Below are 22,636 nucleotides of genomic sequence, written 5' to 3'. Positions count from 1 at the left end.
ACTCTTAACCACAGACAGAAGCCAGTCTGTGGTTTTTTTATGATTACATTTTCTTACATCTCGCTACTTTAATCATATTGATGTAGTTAGGGACAAATAGTAACAGAAAACGTATGAAAGCATTAAAATCAGCATAAACATTTGGAGGAAATAAAAATGAATACACTTAAAGTTAAACAATTAGCAAATAAAGAAGGACTAAATATCTTAGAAGATTCAATAGAAATCAATGAATCTGGCGTTGACTTTCAAGTAGCACACGTTAAAGAACAAAACGGGGATAAATGGATACTAAGAATTCCTCGTAGACCAGAATCTATGAGACATGCTCTATGGGAAAAAAAAAGCATTAGAAATTATGAAAAAACATGTAGAATTCCAGGTTCCTGATTGGTCTATATTTTCTGAGGAACTAATTGCTTATAAACAACTAAGTGGTGTTCCTGCTGCTACTATCGATATAGAACAACAAAGTTATATATGGACCTTTAACGAAAAGAATGTACCAACTGAATACTATATTTCATTAGGAAAAGTTCTAGCGAATTTACACTCATTACCTCAACAAAAATTTAATAATATAGGTGTTGAAGTTCTTACTACTAATGAATTAAGAACTTCTATGAAACAAAGGATGAATCGAGTGAAGGAACAATACCACATCAATCAAAACTTATGGGATCGTTGGCAAGCATGGCTAGCTGAAGACTCTTTTTGGCCATCTCACGTAGGAGTAAAGCATGGGGATATCCATCCAGGTCATATCCTGATTAATAATAAAAATAATGCAACTGGCTTAATCGATTGGACAGAAGTAGGGATAGGTGATCTATCTATAGATTTCACATCGCATTATCTACTCTTTGGGAAGGATGGACTAACAAAGTTAATTCACTCTTATGAAAACGCTGGCGGTAAAACTTGGTCAAAAATGGATGAACATATTATCGAACTTCTAACAACGAGTAGTATCACTGTTGCTGAATACGCTCAAGTGTCAGGTTTGAAAGACATGCATGAAATAGCTGTACACATGCTATCAACTGAAAGTTAATGAAGTTACAAAAAAACATTAAACTAAAAAACAGAAGAACCCTCTTCTGTTTTTTAATTATTTTTTACATAAATAACTCATTTTCAAAAACTCAAAACAACTACCATTTGTTTTCTGTATAAACGTCCCAACTGCTTCAAATCCTGCTCTTTTATACACTTTGATTGCTCTCTCATTAAATGTGGCTACTGATAATGTTATATAATTGCAACCATATTTTTCTTTACTAAAATCTAGTCCAGCATTTACAAACTGTAAACCAAATCCACTTCCAGTTATATCAGGTCTCATTCCAAGCCCTATATCAACCGTTTGATTATTTACGTTACTAAAACTTAAGAAACCAATGAGAGTGCCATTTTCCTTCACAGAAAAAGTATGATCTCCTCTACTCTCCTCATGTAAAAACTCAGCTAAATCTTCTTCATCTGCTTCTATATCGTAAAAGGAATATTTCCCTTCATAATGCCAGTTATATGCCATTTCCTCCGCTTCTTTTTGCGTCATTACTGTATATGTATAAATCATTCTTCTACCCCCTATAAAAAAGAGCTGCAAGTAAGCAGCTCTTTTTTATAACTCATAGATTTCTTTATACTTCGCTTCTAAATAATCTGCTAAGTAGTTTGCATTTAATCCTTCGCCTGTCACATCTTCTAAAATTTCAAGTGGCTTTTTCGTTTTACCGTATTGGTGAATATTTTCTGTTAACCATTCACGAATTGGTGTTACGTTTCCTTCTTCTAACAATGCATCAAAGTTCGGAATGTCTTTTAACATTCTTTCCTTAAATTGCGCTGCATACATATAACCAAGCGCATAAGATGGGAAGTATCCAAATGAACCACCAGCCCAGTGAACATCTTGCAATACACCTTGTGCATCGTTTGCCGGACGAATTCCTAAATATGCTTCCATCTTATCATTCCAAGCCGCTGGCAAATCCTTCACTTGTAATGTACCATCAAATAATTCTTTCTCAAGTTCATAACGAACCATGACGTGAAGCGGATATGTAAGCTCATCTGCTTCTATACGAATGAACGATGGCTTCGATTCGTTAATCGCATCATAAAACTCATCTACTGATATATCATTGAATTGACCATCGCTATACTCTTTTAATACATCATAATTTTTCTTCCAGAATGATTTATTACGACCGATAAAGTTCTCAAAGAATAATGATTGTGACTCATGAATACCCATAGATGTTCCACTACATAGCGGTGTACCTTCAAATTTTTCTGCAATATTTTGTTCATATACAGCATGACCACATTCATGGATTGTTCCAAACACAGCCATACGGAAATCTTTTTCATCATAGCGTGTCGTAATACGAACATCCCCTCTATTTAATGTAATCTCGAATGGATGTACCGTTTCATCAAGACGACCTGCTTCAAAGTCATAATTCAATTGCTTTAATAGCTCTAATGTAAAGTTCTTTTGTTTTTCTTTTGAAAAATGTTCTGATAAAGCACTTGTCTTTAATCTCTTTTGCGACTCCGATATTTCTTTTACAAGCGGAACGATACGTTCACGAAGTTGACCAAATACGTGATCTAACACTTCTACTGTAATACCCGGCTCATACATATCTAATAATGTATTATATTTATATGTTTCGTAACCCCAATATGTAATAAATTTCTTTTTAAATTCAACAATTTTTTCTAAATACGGACGGAACATTTCGAAATCAGATTTTTCGCGAGCTTCTTCCCACACACTTTCCGCTTTCGCTTCTAATTTCACATACGCTTCATATTCCGCTTGTGGAATTTTCTTATTTCTATCATATTCTTTACGACACTCTTCAACCATTTTCTTCGTCGTTTCAGAAAGTTTGTCTTCACGTATTAAATTTTCAAGCTCTGTTAAATAATTTCCCATCTCATCTGAAGTCGACATGGCAAACACTTCTGATGAAAGCATACCAATTACTTCTGAACGCTGGTCTACACCTTTTTTAGGCGCACCTGTTCTCAAGTCCCAAAACATTAAGCTTAATGCTTCCCCATAATTCTGTATCTTCTTCACATATGTTAAAAATTGTTTTTCTACTTCATATGTAGCTACTGTCATCGTATAAAAACCTCCTTTTTCTACCTCAAACTTAATTCGACATAGAAATCTAAATTCCTTTTATAATAAAAAAAAGCTTGGCAAGCGCCAAGCTTTTTCCTTACAATTCTTTACCTTCTACTGGTAGTACGTTTTTCACCGCTTCTACCACTTTCTCATCTTCTGTATCAGATAAGAAGATTGATATAGCACCTTTATCGTCGCTCGTACGAATTAAACGTCCAATCCCTTGACGAAGACGTAAAATCATATATGGTACATCTACATCCCAGAATGGATCATTTACATGTTTACGCTTCGCTTCAAACACAGGATCGTTTGGAGGGAATGGTAATGACCAAATAATAACATGTGATAATGATGAACCAGGAATATCTAAACCTTCCCATAAATGAACGGCACAAAGCACAGTCTCTTCTTCATTTTGGAAACGAGAAACTAACTGACTAATTTCTTGATCCCCTTCATATAGGAACGGAACTGACATTTGTTCTTTACTTACATATTCTTTAAACGCTGCAAGCTCTTGTGTTGTACGGAATAATACAAGTGTACGTCCATTTGTCTTTTGTATATTTTCAAGTGTATATTGACACTTTCTTTCCCATTCATTTTCTTTCGTATGCGATAGTAGGTTTACTGCCATTTGCTCCTCATAATCAAACGGTGAGGCAACTGAGAATGATAAGTAATCTTTTACCCCTAGACTATTTGCCGTAAATGCGAATGAATCGTTGTTAGATAGTGTAGCAGAAGAGAAAATATATGGAATCTTCTTCGAGAATACTTTCTCTTGTAATACTTCTTCAACAGCACGTGGCATAATCACTAACGTGAAGGCTCCATCACCTTCTTCACCCCATGTAATTACATTTTTCTCGTGCATGAACAGACGAAGTGAATGTTCTAATACATCTAAATGTTCATCAACAATATTTAAATCATACGTGTTTACTGTATGCATTTCACTTTCAAATACTAATGCGTCTCCGACTTCACCGATTTTTGCATAAAGTCGCTTCGCTTCAGCAGTTACTTTTTCTGTCACAGTAATTTCTAAGCGATCAGAACCGGCGATTTCCTTTTTATTCTCTTGTAACACATCAAAAAATCGCTCTGTTTGCCAAATTGTTTCTTCTACTAAATGTGCAAACTCCTCACGAATATCGTTTTGCAACAATCTCGTTAAAAGTTGCTCCATCATCGTTTGCTTTAAACGATATGTTAAAGCTTTTTGAGCTGCATATTCTACAAGATGTCCTTCATCGAATACAACGCAGCTACTTTCTGGTAATAACGGAATTTGCCCTTCACGCTTACGAGCATCGTACGTCCAAATATGATCCATATAGAAATCTTGAGAACAAATAATTAAATCTGCTGCTTTACGATAATGCTCACGAGAAAGAGTCTGTCCACAACGGTGACGTGAATCACAAGTGAAGCAATCTTGGAAGTAATCCCAATTTACCTTTGACCATTCTTCGTCATTTAAAAGTGGAAATTCTTTTCTGTCACCATAGTGAGTAAAGTTTTGCATCGTACCATGATCGAATACAAACTGTGGTAATTCGTAATATACGTCTTCAATTACTTCTGGAGCTCGTCCACTCATAACATCTTCAAGTTTACGTAAGCATAAATAATTATCCATTGATTTTGCAAGCCTTACATCAACAGATAGCCCTAACGCTTCAGATAACTTAGCAATGTCCCCTTCTTCTTTTACAAGCTGCTCAATTAACGTTTCATCTGCACAAGCGATAATAGCTGGTTTTCCAGTATAACGCGCATAACAAATTGCATATAGAAGATATACAATTGTTTTCCCTGTTCCTACACCCGCTTCCGCGAACATTACTTTCTTTTCTTGGAAAGCACGCTCTAATTGAAACGCCATAAAAATTTGTTCATCACGCTCTTCAAAGCCTTTTTCCGGAAGGATGTCGTAAAATACATCTCCAATCCACTCATTCAACTTATCATAAAAATTGTCTTGTTTTCCTACTTCAAATGGTAATCTCTTCTCAGTAAACATCCTTAGCCTCCAACCAAAAAGTTTTTCTATAAAAAGATATAGCAACTGCTACTCATATGTGTGCAGCCACTTTCCCCTGTTGCCATACATAGAAATACACGAAAAAAAATTTTCCTTTCGAAAAAGGAAAATTTTCTTCTATATTAATGACTTTAAATACCGTTTATCAATTGCTGTTTCATGTGAAAGAGCTGACAAATATTCTTCTTGTGCTTTTTGTATTTCATCTACAATCACACTTTGACTATCCACTTCTTTTCCGAGCTCATCATACGTACGGTGAATAGCCTTTTGAATCATTGATAATTGGAAACTATCCATATCAGTTCCTCCTTTACGCATTACATAATAGCCAGTATATGCGTGCTGGAGGAGTTTTATACTATGAATTACGCGGTGGACGTTTTCCAAAGTACTGGTAGTAATCTGTACGGATAAATCCATTAAACAGCTTACGTTTCTTCGAAGCATCTTTTCCATAGCACTTCTCAAATGCTTCGTAACTTGTTAATACATATGCTGACCATGTATCTAATGGGCGGAATACTTGTCCCATTTCTTTATACAATTGTTCAACAAGTGCTTTTTCACTTAAACGTTCTCCGTATGGAGGATTCGTTACAACGTAGCCATAATCCTCTTTTGTTGTGAAATCTTTTACTTGCATTTGTTTAAATGTAATTAAATCACCTAAACCTACTTCTTCTGCGTTATCTTGAGCAACTCGAATCATACGATGATCAATATCTGATCCGATGATTTGCAGTGGTTGATTATAGTTCGCTAAATCTTCAGCTTCTTGACGAGCTTCACGCCAGTTTTGTTTACCTACCCAGCCCCACTCATCTGATGCGAAGCCACGGTTAAATCCTGGTGCGATATTTTGTCCAATTAATGCTGCTTCAATCGGAATTGTACCTGATCCACAGAAAGGATCCACGAAAGGACGATCTGGCTTCCAGTTTGTTAATTTAATTAAAGACGCGGCTAATGTTTCTTTTAAAGGAGCTTCCCCTTGATCCATACGGTATCCACGTTTATGAAGTCCAACACCGCTTGCATCAATTGTTAATGTTGCAATATCCTTGAGCATTGCAATCTCAATACGGAATAACGGACCATCTTCTTCAAACCAAGTTGTACGTTTATATGTTGTTTTTAATTTTTCAACGACAGCCTTTTTAACGATACGTTGGCAATCCGAAACACTGAATAATTCAGATTTTAAAGATTTACCGATAACAGGGAACTCACCGTTCTCTGGAATATAATCTCCCCAGTTTAATGCTTTCGTTTTCTCAAACAGCTCATCAAATGTTGTCGCTTTAAATTCGCCAACTTTAATTTTCACACGGTCCGCAGTACGTAACCATAAATTCGTGCGACAAATCGCCTTTTCATCTGCTTCAAATGTTACTTTGCTGTTTTCTACTTGGCACTCATAACCAAGATCACGAACTTCTCGAGCAACTAACGCTTCAATACCCATTGCCGCTGTTGCGATTAAAGTAACTTTTCCCATTTGCATTCACCTCTTATGTATAGTCAAACAATAATTAATAACAATTTTCCTTATTAATTATTACATTTTACGAAAAATTTTCTCATTAACCATTTTAACTCATAATTTATAACTTCATACAAATAAAAAGCCCTCCTCTAACAAAGGAGAGCTGAGTTATTTCATAGTTGGTTCATAACGTTCTGTAAGCCATGTTCTGTTCCTTTGTACTGCAAACGGCCCACGCCTCGTACTCCGGTGGCAATCATCTATCTACAGGTTATACAACCTGTCCTTTCCCATCGTTCATTTCCTTGGAAAAGATTCCCCTACCATTATTTGGGTTTCTCGCTCGTGGGGTTTACCTCGTTCCACTCCTATCATTTCTTCAAGGACTTCGTCACTGTGGCACTTTAAAGGTAGTCAAACCATATCCGAAAGGACTTAGGTTTTTTCCCTGCCGTTAAACCAGCCTTACAGCCAGAATACCCTAGCTTATGAATTGGCTAGGCACGAACACTACAGCCATCTCAGGCCGTGCGAGCATGGACTTTCCTCTACAACGTTGGCGTTGCAGCGATTACCCAAACGTTATGACATCCATTAGTATAGTGGAAACAAAAAGATTTTGCAATGTTTTTTTCTATGTAAAATGCTTTTACCTTTTTATCACCAAAAATTATTCGTATAACTTACTTCCAAATACAGCTTTTTCTAAATTAGATAGACGTTTTAAAATGTCCGTATTCGTGTTGTTATATACTGGTTGTGCAACTGGTGTTTGTACAGGTTGTTGTGGAGCTTGCGTTGCTACTAGTTTTTGTTCTTCTAGTTCACGCTTTAAACGAGCATTTTGTTGCTTTAATTGATCAAACTCCTTGTGGAAAGCCTCATAATCTTTAATGATCATATCAAGAAACTTGTCTACTTCTTCTTGTTGATAACCTCTCATACCTGTTTTAAATTCTTTTTCTAAAATATCTTTTGCTGTTAATTTAATTTTATCCGAAATCATTTTCTTCACCTCAAATTTTTGCCAAAACTTTCATTAACTAAATTTTTTCAGAAACAATGCTTTTTGTCAATCATATATACGAGTACTATATTACATATTACTCAGCATTATTCCATTGTTCCTCTTCTATTATATCTTGTAAATCGGAAAAAAGAATGAAATAACTGTGATAATTTTCTATTTCTCCTTTTTTCTTTGCTGCTTCTACAATATATTTAGGACTCCCTGGTTTTTCTTCATCATATACAGCTAAAAGAGCATCACTTTTTTCAATAAAAAATTGATTTTTTAATTTAAATTGCTCTGGGCTTTCATACTTCCGTTTCGTAATACTATCAATATGATCTGCTTGAGAGAGAATAAATTCGTAATACTCACGGTTATCTTCCTTCCAGTTTTCTTCTTGTTCTAAAAACGGAGTGAATACCGCTAATTTTAAATTTGGGTATTCTACTTGTATTTCAAAAACAACCTCAGCAGCCCATAATTCTACACCTAACTGGCCGCTTATTATAACCCACTCTAAACCATCTTCTACAAAAGCAGTTAATTTACGACGCAGCGCCTTTTTTATACATTCTACTCCTGGATGATCATTTTTAAATATTCCAAGTTCAAATGGCTTATATCCTGTTACTGCAATAACTTTCATATCAACACTCCAATTACAAAAAAAGAACTAGCATTTCGCTAGTTCTAACATATCATTTACTTTTTAAATATTCCACCAACGTTTGGTCCGATATTTGGACCTACTGGTGATACATTTGGTCCTGGTCCAAATGGTGATACATTCGGCCCTGGTCCAAATGGTGATACATTCGGTCCTGGTCCAAACGGTGATACATTCGGTCCTGGTCCGAATGGAGATATTTGATGGCCGTGGTGATGATGACCATGGCCACATGGTCCACATCCGCCGCCAAATCCGCCGCCAAATCCGCCGCCAAATCCACCAACAGATCCTGGATTAACAGGGTCTACAACATTTACATTCGAGTTTGTTTGCGGGAAGAAGTTTTGGTTTTTAATTTGTTGATGATGTACATGTGTTGTATGTGTTGGGAAGATGTGTGGCACCACCGTTGTTGAAAAAGAGTGTGTTACGCATTGTTTGGTCGGATGAACGACAGGAGCAGTTGTACAAATAGGTCCTACAGGCTTATGCCCTCCAAAACAAGGATGACAATGATGCATAGTTTTTTCTCTCCTCTCTCATAAAAAAAATCTGATTACACTTTACAGTATGAGAAAAGAGGGAAAGCCGTTTGTTATATATACCCATTTACTCCAAGGAAATTTGTCTAGTCCCTACTCTTCATATAAGATACTTTTTATAGACAACCCTCCAAAATTACTTACCAAAAAATCCTCCAACTTGCTTTACAATGCCTGTCACTTGATTCATCGCATTCATCATTTGTCCAGCTGTATTCATCATTTTATTTACATCATAGTTACCATCTGAATTTTTAAATTGGGAAACAAAACTAGAAAATTGACTTGGTTGCTGCTGTTGCTTTTGTTTATTTTGCGTCGGATACGGTTGTTTTGGTGGATAAAACATCGCTTGTTGATTTCCATAGGGAGATGGTGGTGGCATATAGTATTGTGAATTCATATAAGGTTGCTGCTGTTGATCCATATAGGGCTGCTGTTGTTGATTCATATAGGGTTGCTGCTGTTGCGGTTGATTCATAAACGACACTTCAAATGGCTGATAATAATTTTGATTTCCATAATGAGGCTCGAAAGGATACATATTATATCGTAAATATGTATCCTTATTATATTGGTACATATTTTGCTGTGCATATGGATTCGTTTGCTGATATACGTTAGGTTGTTGAAACATGCATTCTCTCCTCCTTCACATAAGTTTCTACATATATAATATGTACCTGCAAAATAATTTGTGTGACGGAGTATCTGTCTATTTTTGTCGGAAGTTTAAATTTTTAAAAAATTAAAAAAGAAAACCCTTCCATGCTATGATAATGAAGAAGAAGATTCTCATGGGGGAGGAATCAACATGGTATTAGGGGATTTAAAACAAGCGTTTTCTCAAAAAAAGGGGTATTACACAGAGAATGTAAATGAATTGTTAGACTTTGCGAGACATTGGTATCTCGAAGGAAAAATATGCATTTCAGATTACCGAACGTTAATAAAAGAATTAGAAATAAACGGTGCAACAAAACCTACAACAATGACAGAAGCATAAAAAAACAAGAGGGTTTCCCCTCTTGTTACTTACATTGCTCAATTATATTTTGCAAAGTATACGAAATGGCTTGATGTGTTTCAAAGAATCGCTTACCTTTTCCTTTATTTACAAAACATTGCAACACATTTGTTTGTAAATTATCGTACACTTGATCAATTTGCTGTACATGTATATACTTCGGTTTTTCTTCCTTAATCCATTTATACGCTAATTCTTTCCACACTTTTAATTCCTCATCTACCATATCTACAAATGGTTTCATATCCTTATAAAAATCATATTCAATCATTTCTCTTTTTTTCACATTCGCTTCATTATTATGCTGCATAAGTTTTTCCGAAGACTGTATTAATGCTTCATACTTCATTTTATTCCCACCTTATTATGCACTCACTACGACGTTTTGAAATGCCTTCACCCAATTCCCTTTTTCTTCGTGATGCACTAATTTATTTTCCATATGCTCAATATGCATTTCTGTTATTTCTATCTTGTTGCATATTTTTTCACTCTTATCCTTCAATGCATGATTCATTCTAATCCCTATATTCATTTCCAGCAAATCGAGAGAACTTAACATTTGATCCATCGTTTTCATTACATCTTCCTTCTGAACCATCGCCATATACAAAACGCCCCCTTCTTTGCTTTTCCTTTGTCATGTAATTTCGCCGAATGATTTCCCACTCCTGCCCACATGACAAAACTAGTTGTTATTCGTCAAAGAAATCATTTTGTATGTCATCTATAGAAATGGTAACAATACAAAAAGGAGGTGTATGAAGATGGCAAAGAACAAAAATGAAAAAAAGAAAAAACAAAACAAACAAAATAAACCCGAAACTGGCAATCCAAAGTTAGATGGTCCAAACTTCCCTGCTACATAAAGTAAAATTTTAATCAGTGGGGTCTGTTCATCTCCGACTGATTATCAACCCTCACCAATCGGGCTTTTACAAAAAGCTAATTTCTGAAGCATCCTTAATCTCTTATATTCATTAAGTTTTGAGATTAAATTTTTAGCACAAATGGCAGGATTACTTCACATTAAGAAGTCCCGTCTTCATAAATGAAGACGGGACTTCTTTTTTATTATATCACGAACTCTTCCATCCTTTTAACAAAACGATTTACAATAGAAGCAACATAGATTTGCTCTCTCTTTCTTTTATACCATTCTGTTATATCAACTTCACCCTTATACTCTTCTGGTAAAAATAGCTCATTTATTTCTGTATCTCTACAAAACCAATCTCTCATACTTATCCCCTTATGTGCAACAACAGGATAAACCTCTCTAAGGGCTGGCGTACAAGATTTTCTAGCTACTCTTACATAATATTCATAATCTGCTCTTGACCCTGTGTGTGTAGTTTGCAATGCAAACCTATGGAATAACCTTTTATAATCTGGATGAAACAGTAACTCCGCTAATTTCTTCCCTAGTTCTATACGCTTTTGTAACGTTTCAAATTGATAAACTGAAAAACCATACATATTCCCTTCAACGGTTGGAAAAATAACGGCACTAATATGAAGCATTTCTTGCAATTTAAAAAGTGCTGTATGGAATACATGTTTTTTAAAATATGCATTCTCAATAACTGGTTTTTGAATTTTATTTTGCTCATTTATAATAAGCGCTGTCATGAGCCTGTTTATATCTTTTTTCTCCCAAAAATATATCCATTCTTTTTCCATAAAAATTGATACGTTGAAATATTGTAACAAATAGAATAGTGGCACCTGCCTCCTCTTACTTTCTTCGTATAACAACAGCTGAGGAAATGCATCTAAAAAAATAATCCAATTCGCTTCTTCATACGTCAGAAACAAATGTTTTTTTACTTTTTGAGGTAAAACAGTAGCATAATACCTCCCTTCTAAATCAGTCATATTCCATCCCGCATTTCTCGAGACCATACTCGCTAAGAAGGCCCACCTGATTTCACTATTTCTTACATAATATTCTTGATAAGACTGTGTTCGAGAAATGTTGTCCATATTAGCTATTTCTATTTCCCTCTTAATGTTGTAAACGATTGTTTTTTCTTCTTCTGTACAGGCGATATTTTTACGATATTGTTTAATTTTTTCATAATCATTCCATGTAAACATGAATAAGTCATCATACCTTTCTTCAAAAAGGTCACATCTTTTTTCATTTTTTGTTATAATCACTTTTGTAAGTAATTCTTAACAAGTTGGGAGTGGACACAATATGACCATTCGTTACCCAAATGGAAAACGGTTCAATCAAGCTTCACAACCTCATAAAACACCAATTAAAAAACATACTTATAGTAATAGAGGTATGTCCCTTGAAGAGGAATTGAATGAAACAAATGAATATTACTTAACCCATAATATTGCATGTGTACATAAAAAACCTACACCTCTTCAAATTGTAAAAGTAGATTACCCCGCTCGAAGTGCTGCAGTGGTAAAAGAAGCGTATTTTAAACAACCTTCTACAACAGATTACAACGGTGTATACAAAGGGAAATACATCGATTTTGAAGCGAAAGAAACAAAAAATAAAACCAGTTTTCCACTTCAAAACTTCCACCTTCATCAAATTGAACATATGAAGCAAGTAATAGCTCATAATGGAATTGCATTTGTTATTATTAAATTTACACTTTTTGATGAGTTTTATTTATTAGATGCAAAACATATTATTGCGTTTTGGAATCGTCAAAATACTGGTGGACGGAAATCGATTACGAAAGAAGAAATAGGAGAGCATGGATCTTTATTATCATGCGGTTATCACCCTCGGATTGATTATATCCGTGTACTAGACACGGTTTATTTTTCGTGATAGAGTCATCACTAAGGCTCTTTTTTCGACTTTTGGGGAGAGAATGAAAGGTAGGAGAAAGTATAATGTCAGATAATTATCGTTCTCGTACAGAACGAAATCATGTAAAAAATCAAAATCAACAGCAAGAAACAAATAAAGAAAAAAAACCAAAGAAAAAAGGCTCCTTTTTTAAAAAATTCCTTATAGGTTGTCTACTTCTTGGTATCGTTGGTCTTGTTGCTGGCGTTTCCGCTTTCTTTGTTATGGTGAAGGACGCTCCAAAATTAGACAAATCAAAACTTGTCAATCCTTTATCAACAAAGTTTCTTGATAAAGATGGGAACTTTTTCTATGAATACGGTGCTGAAAAACGAACCCACGTTACGTATGATCAAATTCCAAAAGTAGTTGAAAATGCATTCCTTGCAACTGAGGATTCACGTTTCTATGACCATAATGGAATTGATTTTAAACGAACTACAAAAGCAGTTATGGAAAACGTCACTGGAGGTTTCGGATCTCAAGGTGGTAGTACGATTACACAACAAGTAGTCAAAAACTATTTTCTAACGATGGACAAAACTGCAAAGAGAAAAGTGCAAGAATGGTACCTATCTTACAAATTAGAGCAACAATACTCTAAACATGAAATCTTAGAAATGTACTTAAATAAGATTAACTTAGGTAACCGTTCGTACGGTATTTCAACAGCAGCAAAAAAATATTATAACAAAGATTTAAAAGACTTACAGTTACATGAAGCTGCGATGCTCGCTGGTTTACCCCAAGGTCCTAATATTTATGATCCAACAAAAAAAGACAACGTTGAACGAGCTACACAACGTCGTAACGTCGTATTATCATTAATGAATCGACATGGTTATATAACAAAAGACGAAATGAATAACGCAATAAAAATCCCTGTAACTGAAGGTCTTCAACCGTCTTCAGAAGTAACCGAGATGAAGTATCAAGCATTTTTAGATGCTGTTGTAACAGAAATTGAAAAAGAATATCCTGATATAAATATTGGTTCAGATGGTTTAACAATTCATACAACACTTGATCAAGATGCTCAAGATTACGCTGAAAAAATTATGGATGGCAACCTTATTAAGTATCCAAGCGACCAATTCCAAGGATCATTCGTATTTATGGATACAAAGTCTGGAGAAGTTCGAGCAATTGGGGCTGGGCGCAAAGACAGTAAGTCTACTTTCAAAGGTCATAATATGGCAACTGATTTAAAACGCCAAGTTGGTTCAACAATGAAACCAATTTTCGACTATGGTCCAGCATTCGAGAATTTACAATGGTCTACATACCATCAATTAAACGACTCAGAGTATACGTATTCCAATGGAAAGAAAATACGAAATGCAACAAAGAGTTACAAAGGTGACGTTTCACTACGTGAAGCTTTGAAAAAATCATTAAACATCCCAGCTTTAAAGACAGCTCAAGCGGTTGGACTACCGAAGTCACAAGCGTTTGCTGAAGGCTTAGGTATGACCTTTAAAGACGGCAAAGTATATGAATCAACAGCAATCGGTAGTAACGATAGTTCTCCATTACAATTAGCAGGTGCATATGCAGCCTTTGGTAATGATGGTAACTATAATAAACCGCACTTCGTAAAAGAAGTCATCTTCCCCGACGGGACAAAGAAAAGTTTTAAACCGAAAGAACAACGAGTGATGCAAGACTACACAGCTTACATGGTTACTGACGTTCTTCGTGACGTAGTAAAACCTGGTTCTGGTGGTACAGGTCCAACAGCATACGTTTCTGGTGTTGACGTAGCTGGTAAAACAGGGACACAAAACTTTGATGAAGACGTTCTTAAAAAATATGATATTCCAGCTGATGCAAACAGAGATAGCTGGTTCGCTGGATATACACCGCAGTATACAATGGCAGTATGGACTGGTTACGAAAAGGATGGTCCAGAAAATTACATTGGCGATCGCTCTACCAGAATTGCACAACAAATGTTCCAAGTAATGATGAGCAAATTCGCTACAGATAACTCCCGTTTTGAGCGTCCTTCTTCTGTACAAGAAATAAACGGAGAGTTATATGTAAAAGGTGCGAAAAAAGATGCAATTAAACAAATTAAAGTAGATGCACCTAGTGGTCTTAATGTCAATTTCGATGGTGCTAGCACAGTTACACTAAACTGGTCTGGACCAGCAGAGGTTGATGCATATGCAGCAAGCTATAAAGCGACAGACGGTTCAAGTGGTAGTTTATCAATAAAAGGTACAACAGCTACTCTTGGCGGTATTAAACCAGGCGTTACTTACAGCTTCTCTGTAGTAGCGAAAAAAGGTACTGGAACAAGCCCTGCAGTTGGTGCATCCTTCACTGCGCCTGGAGGAACTCCAGACGCGAAGAAAGCTGACGAAGAGGCTAAGAAGAAGGCTGACGAAGAAGCTAAGAAAAAAGCTGATGAGGAAGCACAGAAAAAAGCTAATGAAGATAAACTAAAACAAGACGAGGCTAAGAAAATAGCTGATGAAGAAGCTAAGAAAAAGGCTGATGAAGAGGCTAAGAAAAAGGCTGATGAAGAAGCTAAGAAAAAGGCTGATGAAGAAGCTAAGCAGAAAGCTGACGAAGAGGCTAGAAAAAAGGCTGATGAAGAAGCTAAGAAAAAGGCTGATGAAGAAGCTAAAAGAAAGGCTGATGAGGAAGCTAAGAAAAAGGCTGATGAGGAACGCAAACAACAAGAACAGCAACAACAGCACCAGGATACTGGAGGAGATACTACTCCTCACGCAGACGGAAATGTTGTTACAACAGAGTCTTAATAACAAAAAAGAAGTCCTTTCTCTTAACGAGAAAAGGACTTCTTTTTTGTTATCATTTTCTTTACATATAGCTTTTCTATTTCAATATACAACTGTGCTAACTGAATATAAGAATGATAATTATTTGGTTTCTTTATAATGAACGAATACCGCTCCATAAAATTAACTGGTTGTACTTCCAATTTACTCGTGTAATCTTCCATTTCATCCAAACTATGAACAGGTTGCTCATTTAACCAATATACAATTGATAACAAATGCGCTGCAAAAAGAATCATCGGACCTTCAGCTTCTTGTTTCTTTCTGTTTCGAAATAATGCGGCAATGTCTTCATGCTTATTTTTCCATACATTCAACATTACCGGAATACTATTTTCAATTTCATTCCACGGCTCATATTGTCTTTCAATATCAAATATAAAGTAAGTACATTGTATGATTTCTTCAAAAGACTGTTCTGTATGATACTCAATTGAATTTATACTTTCTTTAAAAAATGGTAAGTACCGAAATTCTCTCGGTACTTCTATAACTCGCTCCATCCTTTATTTCCCCTTCATTCGCTTCTTTCCTTCTCGACACACTTCTAGCAATCGACACTCTTCACACTGTGGTCGCTGTGCTTTACAGTGATAACGTCCAAAGAAAATCAAACGGTGATGTGTAACGCCCCATTCATCCATCGGAATTTTCTTCATTAATGTTTTTTCGACTTCTAATACAGAGTCTTTCCATCTACAAATCGCTAATCGTTTGCTCACCCGCTCTACATGCGTATCGACAGCAATTGCCGGTATTCCAAAAGCTACCGATACTACAACATTCGCTGTCTTCCGTCCTACACCTGGTAACTTCGTAAGCTCATCTCGATCTTTCGGCACTTCCCCATTGTAATCATCTAATAACATTCGGCACAATTTTTGAATGTTTTTCGCTTTATTTCTATACAATCCAATAGAACGTATATCTTGTTGTAACTCTTCTAGAGAAACACTTAAATAATCTTCTGGTGTTTTATATTTTCGAAATAAATTTTTCGTCACTTTATTTACAAGTGCATCTGTACATTGTGCAGATAATGCTACCGCTATTACTAGTTCAAACGGATTATCATGAATTAATTCACAATGTGCTTCTGGGTACATATCCGCCATTGTGTCTAAACAATAGCGGATTTGCGTTTTATTTAACATATACTTCCTCCTACATTACTGCTCCAACCAATTATAAAAAGGCACTTTTCCAGTAAATTTCGTCTCTTGTTTTGTCGTTTGCTGTGTTCGTTGTTGATTTGCTCTAAATTTTCGTCCTTGATTTTGGGCTTGATCTACTGTTTTAATACCATTCTTTTTCCACTCAAATAAAATGCGATCAATATATCGGAAATTAAGCTTACCACTCATTACAGCTTCCCTGAGGGCCGCTTGAATTAAATTCGGATGATGTTGATCTTGATCTTCCCACATCCCCAACGTTTCACATTCAAATGGAGAAAGTGGTCTTCCAAATTCTTTTTCAAATACTGTATATAAATTTACTTGCAGTTGTTTTATTTCTTTTTGTTCTTCCTCTATTGATTCATTCATTAAGAAATGCAATATTTTTTCCCATAGTGGTTGTAAAGAATAACTTTCACACATCATCGCTTCTGATCTTTGTCCACCTTCTAGTGATAAAAAACCTTTTTGAATCAATGTCTGAATTACTTCCATACATTTCATTTCAGTAATCGTCATCCGTTCTGAAATCTCTGACGGAGTCGGAAACGAATTGCCCGATTCTAAAAATGTGTGTACATGAAGTACAACCATAAATTCCGTTTCATTTAACCCTAATTTTTTATAATGCATCATAAGTAATTTTGGAATTGCAATGCTTCCCTGTTCAAACCACTGTAACATCATTTTCTTTTTCATCACCAAACACCTCGCTCTCTAGTATAACACACCTTTCGCTAATTCTTTTTGCCACAATTCGTCAAAAAAAACCTCCCTATCATGTAGGAAGGTTTTTTGTATTGCGTTAATAAAATATACAATTAAGCTTGCACTTTACTTTTCATAAACGTATGAATGCGTTCTAATGCTTTCTCTACTTGTTCAAGAGATGTCGCATATGATAAACGAACGTTGTTTGGAGCACCAAATCCTGTACCTGGTACAAGAGCCACTTTTTCCTCTTCTAATAGAGCTTTTGCCCAATCATCAACAGTTTCATATCCTGATAAAACTACCGCTTCTTTTACATTAGGGAATAAGTAAAATGCACCTTGTGGTTTAATGCAAGTAAAGCCAGGGATTTGAATTAATTTATCATAAATAATGTTTAATCTCTCTTCGAATGCTTGACGCATTGTTTCTACAGGTTCTTGTGAGCCTGCATATGCCGCGATTGCGCCGTATTGAGCGATTGAAGTAGGGTTTGACGTGCTATGACTTGCTAAGTTCGTCATCGCTTTAATAAGCTGCTTATTTCCTGCTGCATATCCAATACGCCATCCCGTCATAGAATGAGATTTAGATACACCATTAATAATAAGTGTTTGTTCTTTTAATGCATTAGAAAGCTGGGCAATTGAAGTATATTCTGCTCCACCATAAATTAATTTTTCATAAATTTCATCTGAAACGATTAAAATATCATGTTCTAAACATACTTCTCCAAGCTGTTGTAATTCTTCTTTGCTGTAAATCATTCCTGTTGGATTGCTCGGTGAATTAATAATAACTGCTTTCGTTTTCTCTGTAATTGCCTCACGCAGCTGCTTTGCTGTAATCTTGTACTCATTGTCTTCCATGCCTTCTACATAAACCGGCTTACCTCCAGCGAGTTTTACTTGTTCAGGATAACTTACCCAGTAAGGCGTTGGGATGATAACTTCATCTCCTTCATCAAGTAACACTTGGAATAATGTATATAATGCATGCTTTGCGCCGTTACATACAATAATTTCAGACGGATCATACGCAATTCCTTGATCGCGAGTAAACTTCTTCACAATTTCTTGTTTTAACGCTTGTAATCCACCTGTTGGTGTATACTTCGTATGTCCTTCTAACATCGCTTTATGTGCGGCATCCATAATATGTTCTGGCGTATTAAAATCAGGTTCTCCTGCCCCTAATCCAATTACATCATGACCTTCTGCTTTTAATGCTTGTGCCTTTGCTGTAATTTCTAAAGTTGCAGATGGTGTTAAAGCAGCTACTCGCTTTGCTAATTTCATTTGTAGTTCCCCCTACATCTATTTTTCAATGCTATATCGTTTTAAAAACTGACCATCTTGAAATGCAAGATTGTAGTAACTATAACGATTGTCATCATCAATATATGTAACTTCCCATAGTGGTATATTGTTTTCAACGCCTAATTTTACTTTTAAAATTTCTTTAGGCTTACTTTTGGGCTCTTTACTGTCATCTCCGACTTGTTCAATCGTTCTTTGTAAAGCCTCTTTTTCAGAAATACCTTCACTCTTTTTCCTTACTATTGTTTCCCCTTTTTTCTCAGGCACCCAAACGATAAGTTGTTCTCCTTTTTCATCTGTACCTTGTACGACTGTATATGAAGATTCTCCGTTATAATAATCAACAGATTTTACTTTTGTAAGCTTTGCCTTTTCTTTCGCAATTTCTACAGATTTTGCCTCTTTAGGAAGTTTCTTTTCCATTGCTTTATTATAAACATACGCCCCATATATTCCGCTAGCAACGATTACGATAATGATTGTAAAGATCCACTTTTTCATTTTATCACTACGTTCTGTAAATCGTAAATACAGCTGTTTCTTTATCTTTTTCGTCTAATGCTAATCCGAACATGAGGTCCTGCTCTTTTAACGTACGATTCAAGCTATCAACAATTTTATACAAGTCAGACGAATATTTAATACGCGTCGTTGATAGGACTTCGATTTTCTTATCCATGAAAAAACTCCTCCGTTACACAAAAATTTCTAATTATAGAAGAACGCAATGCGGTTACAATAAGAGTACATTCTTTACAACCCCTGCTTCATCACCCATCTATTATAGCAGGACATGTACAGCAAAAAAAGGTTTCAAGTCGAAAACCAATACATTTTGTATACAAGAAGTAAGAAAAATAAAATTCCTCCTACCCACATTTTTTACGCCTGAAGATTAAATGTACTTCAGGCGTATTTTTCTTCCAATTTTATTCAGTTGGCCGTTCCTTTAATTGTTCTAACAATTCTTCTAAAGAGCCTTCATAGAGCGGGACAGTTGGAATTGATTGCAAAAAATGTTTCCCATAGGAAGAGCTTGTCAAACGACGATCTAATACAAATACTGTTCCAGTATCTGTACTCGTTCTAATGAGACGACCAAACCCTTGTTTGAAACGCAGTATCGCTTGCGGGAGTGCTAACTTAGCGAATACGTCCTCTCCTTGATTTTTTAACCATTCTCCTTTTGCTTCTATCATCGGTTGATGAGGAGGCGTAAAGGGAAGCCGGACAATTACAAGACAACTAAGGGCATCTCCAGGTATATCGATCCCTTCCCAAAAACTACTTGTTCCTAACAAAATTGATTTGTCGAACTCTTGAAACTTACGAATGAGACGACTTCGGCTCTTATTATTCACACTTTGCGTTAATAATAAATACCCTTCTAACTCCTCGTCATTTTTCAAATTCGTATACGCTTCTTTCAACATCTCATACGAGGTGAATAAAACGAGCATTCTACCTTTTGTAGCTTTCGCTATTTTTGCAATATGTGCTGACACAGATTCAATATATTCTTCATTACTTGCTTTCTTAATAAAAGGCACATCAGTTGAAACCATTAATTTCATCTGTTCTTCAAAACGGAATGGTGACGGAACCTGTAATGTATTAGGAGCAAAATCATGTAAACCTAGCTCTTCTTTTATATAGGCAAATGAATCGTTTACTGTTAACGTTGCTGATGTGAAAATAACACTCTTTTTCTGTGTTAAAAATTCATCAGCAAACCTTTCACCAATATGAACAGGTTGCCCATATAAAACAGTTGAATGAATAGTTCCCTTCGTTTCAGTCTCCATCCATGTCACATATGAATTTTTTTCTAAAATGAGTAATTGTAAAGCTTGTGCCATCTTTCTCAACAACTCAATTAAATGCATAAATTCACCAGTAACAACATGCATTTCCCATTCTATTTTACTTTGCAATATATCAACTTGCTTCTCAAGTGTAGTCAATAATTTTCTTATATCATATACAAAACGATTTGTTAACTCGGTAATGCTATCCCATAACTTACCTTTCTCTACTTCTGTGTTATATCGATAAATGAGTGGCATATTGCTTATCCCTTGTTCCTGCTTTGTTTGTTTAAAGATGAACGCACGTAACATTTGGAATAGCTCATCCGCATCAAATTTCAATTCCTTCAAACTATGACTCACCATCCGGAAAGTCGAACGAGAGGCTTGTTCTGATTTTTTCATCATTTTATATACCTTAGAAAGTATATCATCTGTTTCTAGCGTACCAAGACGAGATAAAACTAGTTGGAAATACATACAGGAGAACTGTTCACCTAATGTTCTACTCGCCGCTTCCTCGATATGATGAGCCTCATCAAAAATAATATGTTCACATGAAGCAAACAATGGTTCTTCACTTGAAAAATCTTGAAATAATAACGCATGATTTGTAATAACGATATCTGCAAATAACGCTTTATTCTTTGCTCGTTGATAAAAACAACGACTAAACCAGTTACTTTGCATCCCGCCCGGACTATGTACATCACTACAAATACGGTTCCAAAGTAACTTTCCGCCCTCAGGAATATTTAATTCATCCCGATCGCCAGTTTCCGTTTGTAATAACCACACTAAAATTTTTGCCTTTGTGAGCGCCATATCATAATTTTTCTCTTCCTCTTGCAAAGCATATTCAAATTTATGTAGGCAAAGATAATGCTTTCTTCCCTTCAAAAGAGCTACTTCAAATGAAAATGGCATTATTTTCTGTAATAATGGAATTTCTTTTTCTAGTATTTGCTGTTGCAGTTGTACAGTTTGGGTACTTATGATGACAGGTTCTTCTTTTTTCTTTGCAAAATAAATACTTGGAAGTAAATATGCAAGAGTCTTCCCTGTTCCTGTTCCTGCTTCAATTAGGGAAAACCTAGAATCTCTTAGTGCTGTATATATTTCCTTCATCATAATTTGTTGGCTTTCTCTTTTTTCAAACTTTGGCATATTCAATGCAAGTTTATCGATTGTCTTATGCAAAAAAGCATCAAATTTAGATGAACATGTTTCACTGAGATTTAAAGAATAATTCCGTTTTCGAAGCGCAATATTTCGATACACTTCATACCCCTCTGCCGCTTTTTTACCATGCATCATTTTCTTTAAAATATTTTCAGAAAGTACATCCGCAATATCACTTTGAAAAACATCGCTCAATTCATAAAGCGATTGCAAGGTGACAAGTGGTAACTTTTCAATTTCATTTAAAAATTGTAAAAACAATTCCGCTGTAGCAAGAGCATCACTATCCGCACGATGCGGTTGATCGTGCTCTAGTTCATGTTGTTTAGCTAAATCACGTAATTTATAACTATCAGCCGTCGGCAATAGAATTTGTGCCAACTCAACTGTATCAACTTTTGGACAATGTACTTCTGTATATCCAGCCCGCCTTAATTCTTCCGTTAAAAAATTCCAATCAAAGTGAACGTTATGTGCAACGAAAGCTGCACCTTGTAATAGCTCAACAACCATCGGGGCTACATCTTGAAATAACGGGGCTTGCTTAACCATACCCTCATCAATCCCTGTTAGTTCTGTAATAAATGGTGGAATCTCTCTCTTCGGATTAATAAAAGATGAAAAAATCTCCAATATCTCTCCATCTTCCACTACAACAGCTGCAATTTGGGTAATTTTATCCTTCCCATCCTTCCAGGAGTTCCCTGTCGTCTCTAAATCCACAACGACATAACGCTTACTCATATATGTAACACCTCAATTTCTTACCTATCAAACACAAAATTATATAATGTTACTATACCACGTTTTATCTCATCTTAATGAAAAGATGCACAAAAAAGCTATCTCTGTAATAG

23 protein-coding genes, 1 other RNA gene and 1 pseudogene are annotated in these 22,636 nt (G+C 35.6%); 5 read left to right on the top strand and 20 right to left on the bottom strand.

Annotation, left to right across the window (positions count from 1 at the left end; all coding sequences use genetic code 11):
• The first annotated feature begins 156 nt into the window (after window positions 1-156).
• Window positions 157-1,054 (top strand): annotated as a pseudogene (mphL, locus tag ACYVEC_RS10105) (macrolide 2'-phosphotransferase MphL).
• A 57-nt stretch (window positions 1,055-1,111) separates the two neighbouring features.
• Here the strand turns inward: mphL and ACYVEC_RS10100 are convergent.
• The 10 genes from ACYVEC_RS10100 to ACYVEC_RS10055 form a co-directional block, all read right to left on the bottom strand.
• Window positions 1,112-1,582 carry a GNAT family N-acetyltransferase gene (locus ACYVEC_RS10100; RefSeq protein WP_063224123.1) on the bottom strand — a complete coding sequence of 157 codons (471 nt, stop codon included), beginning with the start codon at window positions 1,580-1,582 and terminating at the stop codon, window positions 1,112-1,114.
• A 45-nt stretch (window positions 1,583-1,627) separates the two neighbouring features.
• The gene (ypwA, locus tag ACYVEC_RS10095) at window positions 1,628-3,145 is read right to left on the bottom strand and encodes a carboxypeptidase (RefSeq protein ID WP_098555648.1); all 1,518 of its coding nucleotides are present in this window, start codon (window positions 3,143-3,145) and stop codon (window positions 1,628-1,630) included.
• A 100-nt stretch (window positions 3,146-3,245) separates the two neighbouring features.
• Window positions 3,246-5,183 (bottom strand): ATP-dependent DNA helicase, encoded by a 1,938-nt coding sequence (locus ACYVEC_RS10090; protein ID WP_000493699.1) that lies wholly within the window; start codon window positions 5,181-5,183, stop codon window positions 3,246-3,248.
• Window positions 5,184-5,321: 138 nt separating this feature from the next.
• The gene (locus ACYVEC_RS10085) at window positions 5,322-5,504 is read right to left on the bottom strand and encodes a DUF3921 family protein (protein ID WP_098555647.1); all 183 of its coding nucleotides are present in this window, start codon (window positions 5,502-5,504) and stop codon (window positions 5,322-5,324) included.
• Between the two features lie 61 nt (window positions 5,505-5,565).
• Window positions 5,566-6,705: a THUMP domain-containing class I SAM-dependent RNA methyltransferase gene (locus ACYVEC_RS10080; RefSeq protein WP_000521229.1), complete on the bottom strand. Its 1,140-nt coding sequence runs from the start codon at window positions 6,703-6,705 to the stop codon at window positions 5,566-5,568.
• 180 nt (window positions 6,706-6,885) lie between these two features.
• An RNA gene (gene rnpB / locus ACYVEC_RS10075) (RNase P RNA component class B) lies at window positions 6,886-7,276 on the bottom strand.
• An 87-nt stretch (window positions 7,277-7,363) separates the two neighbouring features.
• Entirely contained in the window at window positions 7,364-7,699 is a 336-nt protein-coding gene (gene gpsB, locus ACYVEC_RS10070) for a cell division regulator GpsB (RefSeq protein ID WP_063224127.1), read from the bottom strand.
• 97 nt (window positions 7,700-7,796) lie between these two features.
• A complete protein-coding gene (locus ACYVEC_RS10065) occupies window positions 7,797-8,351 on the bottom strand; it encodes an SLOG family protein (protein ID WP_063224128.1) in 555 nt (184 codons plus the stop codon).
• A gap of 56 nt (window positions 8,352-8,407) precedes the next feature.
• Window positions 8,408-8,896 carry a CotD family spore coat protein gene (locus tag ACYVEC_RS10060; RefSeq protein ID WP_431113584.1) on the bottom strand — a complete coding sequence of 163 codons (489 nt, stop codon included), beginning with the start codon at window positions 8,894-8,896 and terminating at the stop codon, window positions 8,408-8,410.
• Between the two features lie 157 nt (window positions 8,897-9,053).
• Window positions 9,054-9,554: a YppG family protein gene (locus ACYVEC_RS10055; RefSeq protein WP_063224130.1), complete on the bottom strand. Its 501-nt coding sequence runs from the start codon at window positions 9,552-9,554 to the stop codon at window positions 9,054-9,056.
• Window positions 9,555-9,731: 177 nt separating this feature from the next.
• On the opposite strand from ACYVEC_RS10055, the gene ACYVEC_RS10050 reads away from it, so the two are divergent.
• Window positions 9,732-9,923, top strand: coding sequence for a YppF family protein (locus tag ACYVEC_RS10050; RefSeq protein WP_000242661.1), 192 nt, complete (start codon window positions 9,732-9,734; stop codon window positions 9,921-9,923).
• 25 nt (window positions 9,924-9,948) lie between these two features.
• Here ACYVEC_RS10050 and ACYVEC_RS10045 read toward each other — a convergent pair whose 3' ends face one another.
• Window positions 9,949-10,293 (bottom strand): YppE family protein, encoded by a 345-nt coding sequence (locus ACYVEC_RS10045; protein WP_097949079.1) that lies wholly within the window; start codon window positions 10,291-10,293, stop codon window positions 9,949-9,951.
• Between the two features lie 15 nt (window positions 10,294-10,308).
• Window positions 10,309-10,551: a hypothetical protein gene (locus ACYVEC_RS10040; RefSeq protein ID WP_001252039.1), complete on the bottom strand. Its 243-nt coding sequence runs from the start codon at window positions 10,549-10,551 to the stop codon at window positions 10,309-10,311.
• Between the two features lie 85 nt (window positions 10,552-10,636).
• Between ACYVEC_RS10040 and ACYVEC_RS10035 the strand changes: the two genes are divergently transcribed.
• Complete coding sequence (locus ACYVEC_RS10035; protein WP_001982922.1) at window positions 10,637-10,813, top strand: hypothetical protein; 177 nt, start codon at window positions 10,637-10,639, stop codon at window positions 10,811-10,813.
• A 205-nt stretch (window positions 10,814-11,018) separates the two neighbouring features.
• Here the strand turns inward: ACYVEC_RS10035 and ACYVEC_RS10030 are convergent, their stop codons facing one another.
• The gene (locus ACYVEC_RS10030; RefSeq protein WP_098555661.1) at window positions 11,019-12,044 is read right to left on the bottom strand and encodes a DUF2515 domain-containing protein; all 1,026 of its coding nucleotides are present in this window, start codon (window positions 12,042-12,044) and stop codon (window positions 11,019-11,021) included.
• Between the two features lie 103 nt (window positions 12,045-12,147).
• On the opposite strand from ACYVEC_RS10030, the gene recU reads away from it, so the two are divergent.
• Entirely contained in the window at window positions 12,148-12,750 is a 603-nt protein-coding gene (gene recU, locus ACYVEC_RS10025; protein WP_063224132.1) for a Holliday junction resolvase RecU, read from the top strand.
• Window positions 12,751-12,815: 65 nt separating this feature from the next.
• The gene (locus ACYVEC_RS10020; RefSeq protein ID WP_063224133.1) at window positions 12,816-15,542 is read left to right on the top strand and encodes a PBP1A family penicillin-binding protein; all 2,727 of its coding nucleotides are present in this window, start codon (window positions 12,816-12,818) and stop codon (window positions 15,540-15,542) included.
• Window positions 15,543-15,565: 23 nt separating this feature from the next.
• Here ACYVEC_RS10020 and ACYVEC_RS10015 read toward each other — a convergent pair whose 3' ends face one another.
• The 7 genes from ACYVEC_RS10015 to dinG form a co-directional block, all read right to left on the bottom strand.
• Window positions 15,566-16,084 (bottom strand): YpoC family protein, encoded by a 519-nt coding sequence (locus ACYVEC_RS10015; protein ID WP_063224134.1) that lies wholly within the window; start codon window positions 16,082-16,084, stop codon window positions 15,566-15,568.
• 3 nt (window positions 16,085-16,087) lie between these two features.
• Window positions 16,088-16,735 (bottom strand): endonuclease III, encoded by a 648-nt coding sequence (gene nth / locus ACYVEC_RS10010; protein WP_063224135.1) that lies wholly within the window; start codon window positions 16,733-16,735, stop codon window positions 16,088-16,090.
• Between the two features lie 15 nt (window positions 16,736-16,750).
• Window positions 16,751-17,458: a DNA replication protein DnaD gene (gene dnaD, locus ACYVEC_RS10005; RefSeq protein WP_060630206.1), complete on the bottom strand. Its 708-nt coding sequence runs from the start codon at window positions 17,456-17,458 to the stop codon at window positions 16,751-16,753.
• A gap of 122 nt (window positions 17,459-17,580) precedes the next feature.
• Window positions 17,581-18,768 carry an aspartate transaminase AspB gene (aspB, locus tag ACYVEC_RS10000; RefSeq protein ID WP_063224136.1) on the bottom strand — a complete coding sequence of 396 codons (1,188 nt, stop codon included), beginning with the start codon at window positions 18,766-18,768 and terminating at the stop codon, window positions 17,581-17,583.
• Between the two features lie 18 nt (window positions 18,769-18,786).
• Window positions 18,787-19,290, bottom strand: a complete 504-nt coding sequence (locus ACYVEC_RS09995; RefSeq protein WP_063224137.1) for a cell wall elongation regulator TseB-like domain-containing protein — start codon at window positions 19,288-19,290, stop codon at window positions 18,787-18,789.
• A gap of 7 nt (window positions 19,291-19,297) precedes the next feature.
• Window positions 19,298-19,468: a YpmA family protein gene (locus ACYVEC_RS09990; RefSeq protein WP_000358352.1), complete on the bottom strand. Its 171-nt coding sequence runs from the start codon at window positions 19,466-19,468 to the stop codon at window positions 19,298-19,300.
• A 250-nt stretch (window positions 19,469-19,718) separates the two neighbouring features.
• Window positions 19,719-22,523, bottom strand: coding sequence for an ATP-dependent DNA helicase DinG (dinG, locus tag ACYVEC_RS09985; RefSeq protein WP_275719016.1), 2,805 nt, complete (start codon window positions 22,521-22,523; stop codon window positions 19,719-19,721).
• Window positions 22,524-22,636 lie beyond the last annotated feature (113 nt).

Source organism: Bacillus sp. MN7755 (genome assembly GCF_054771475.1).
Note: the sequence above shows the minus strand (reverse complement) of the source record. Positions and strands in the feature narration are given on the sequence as shown.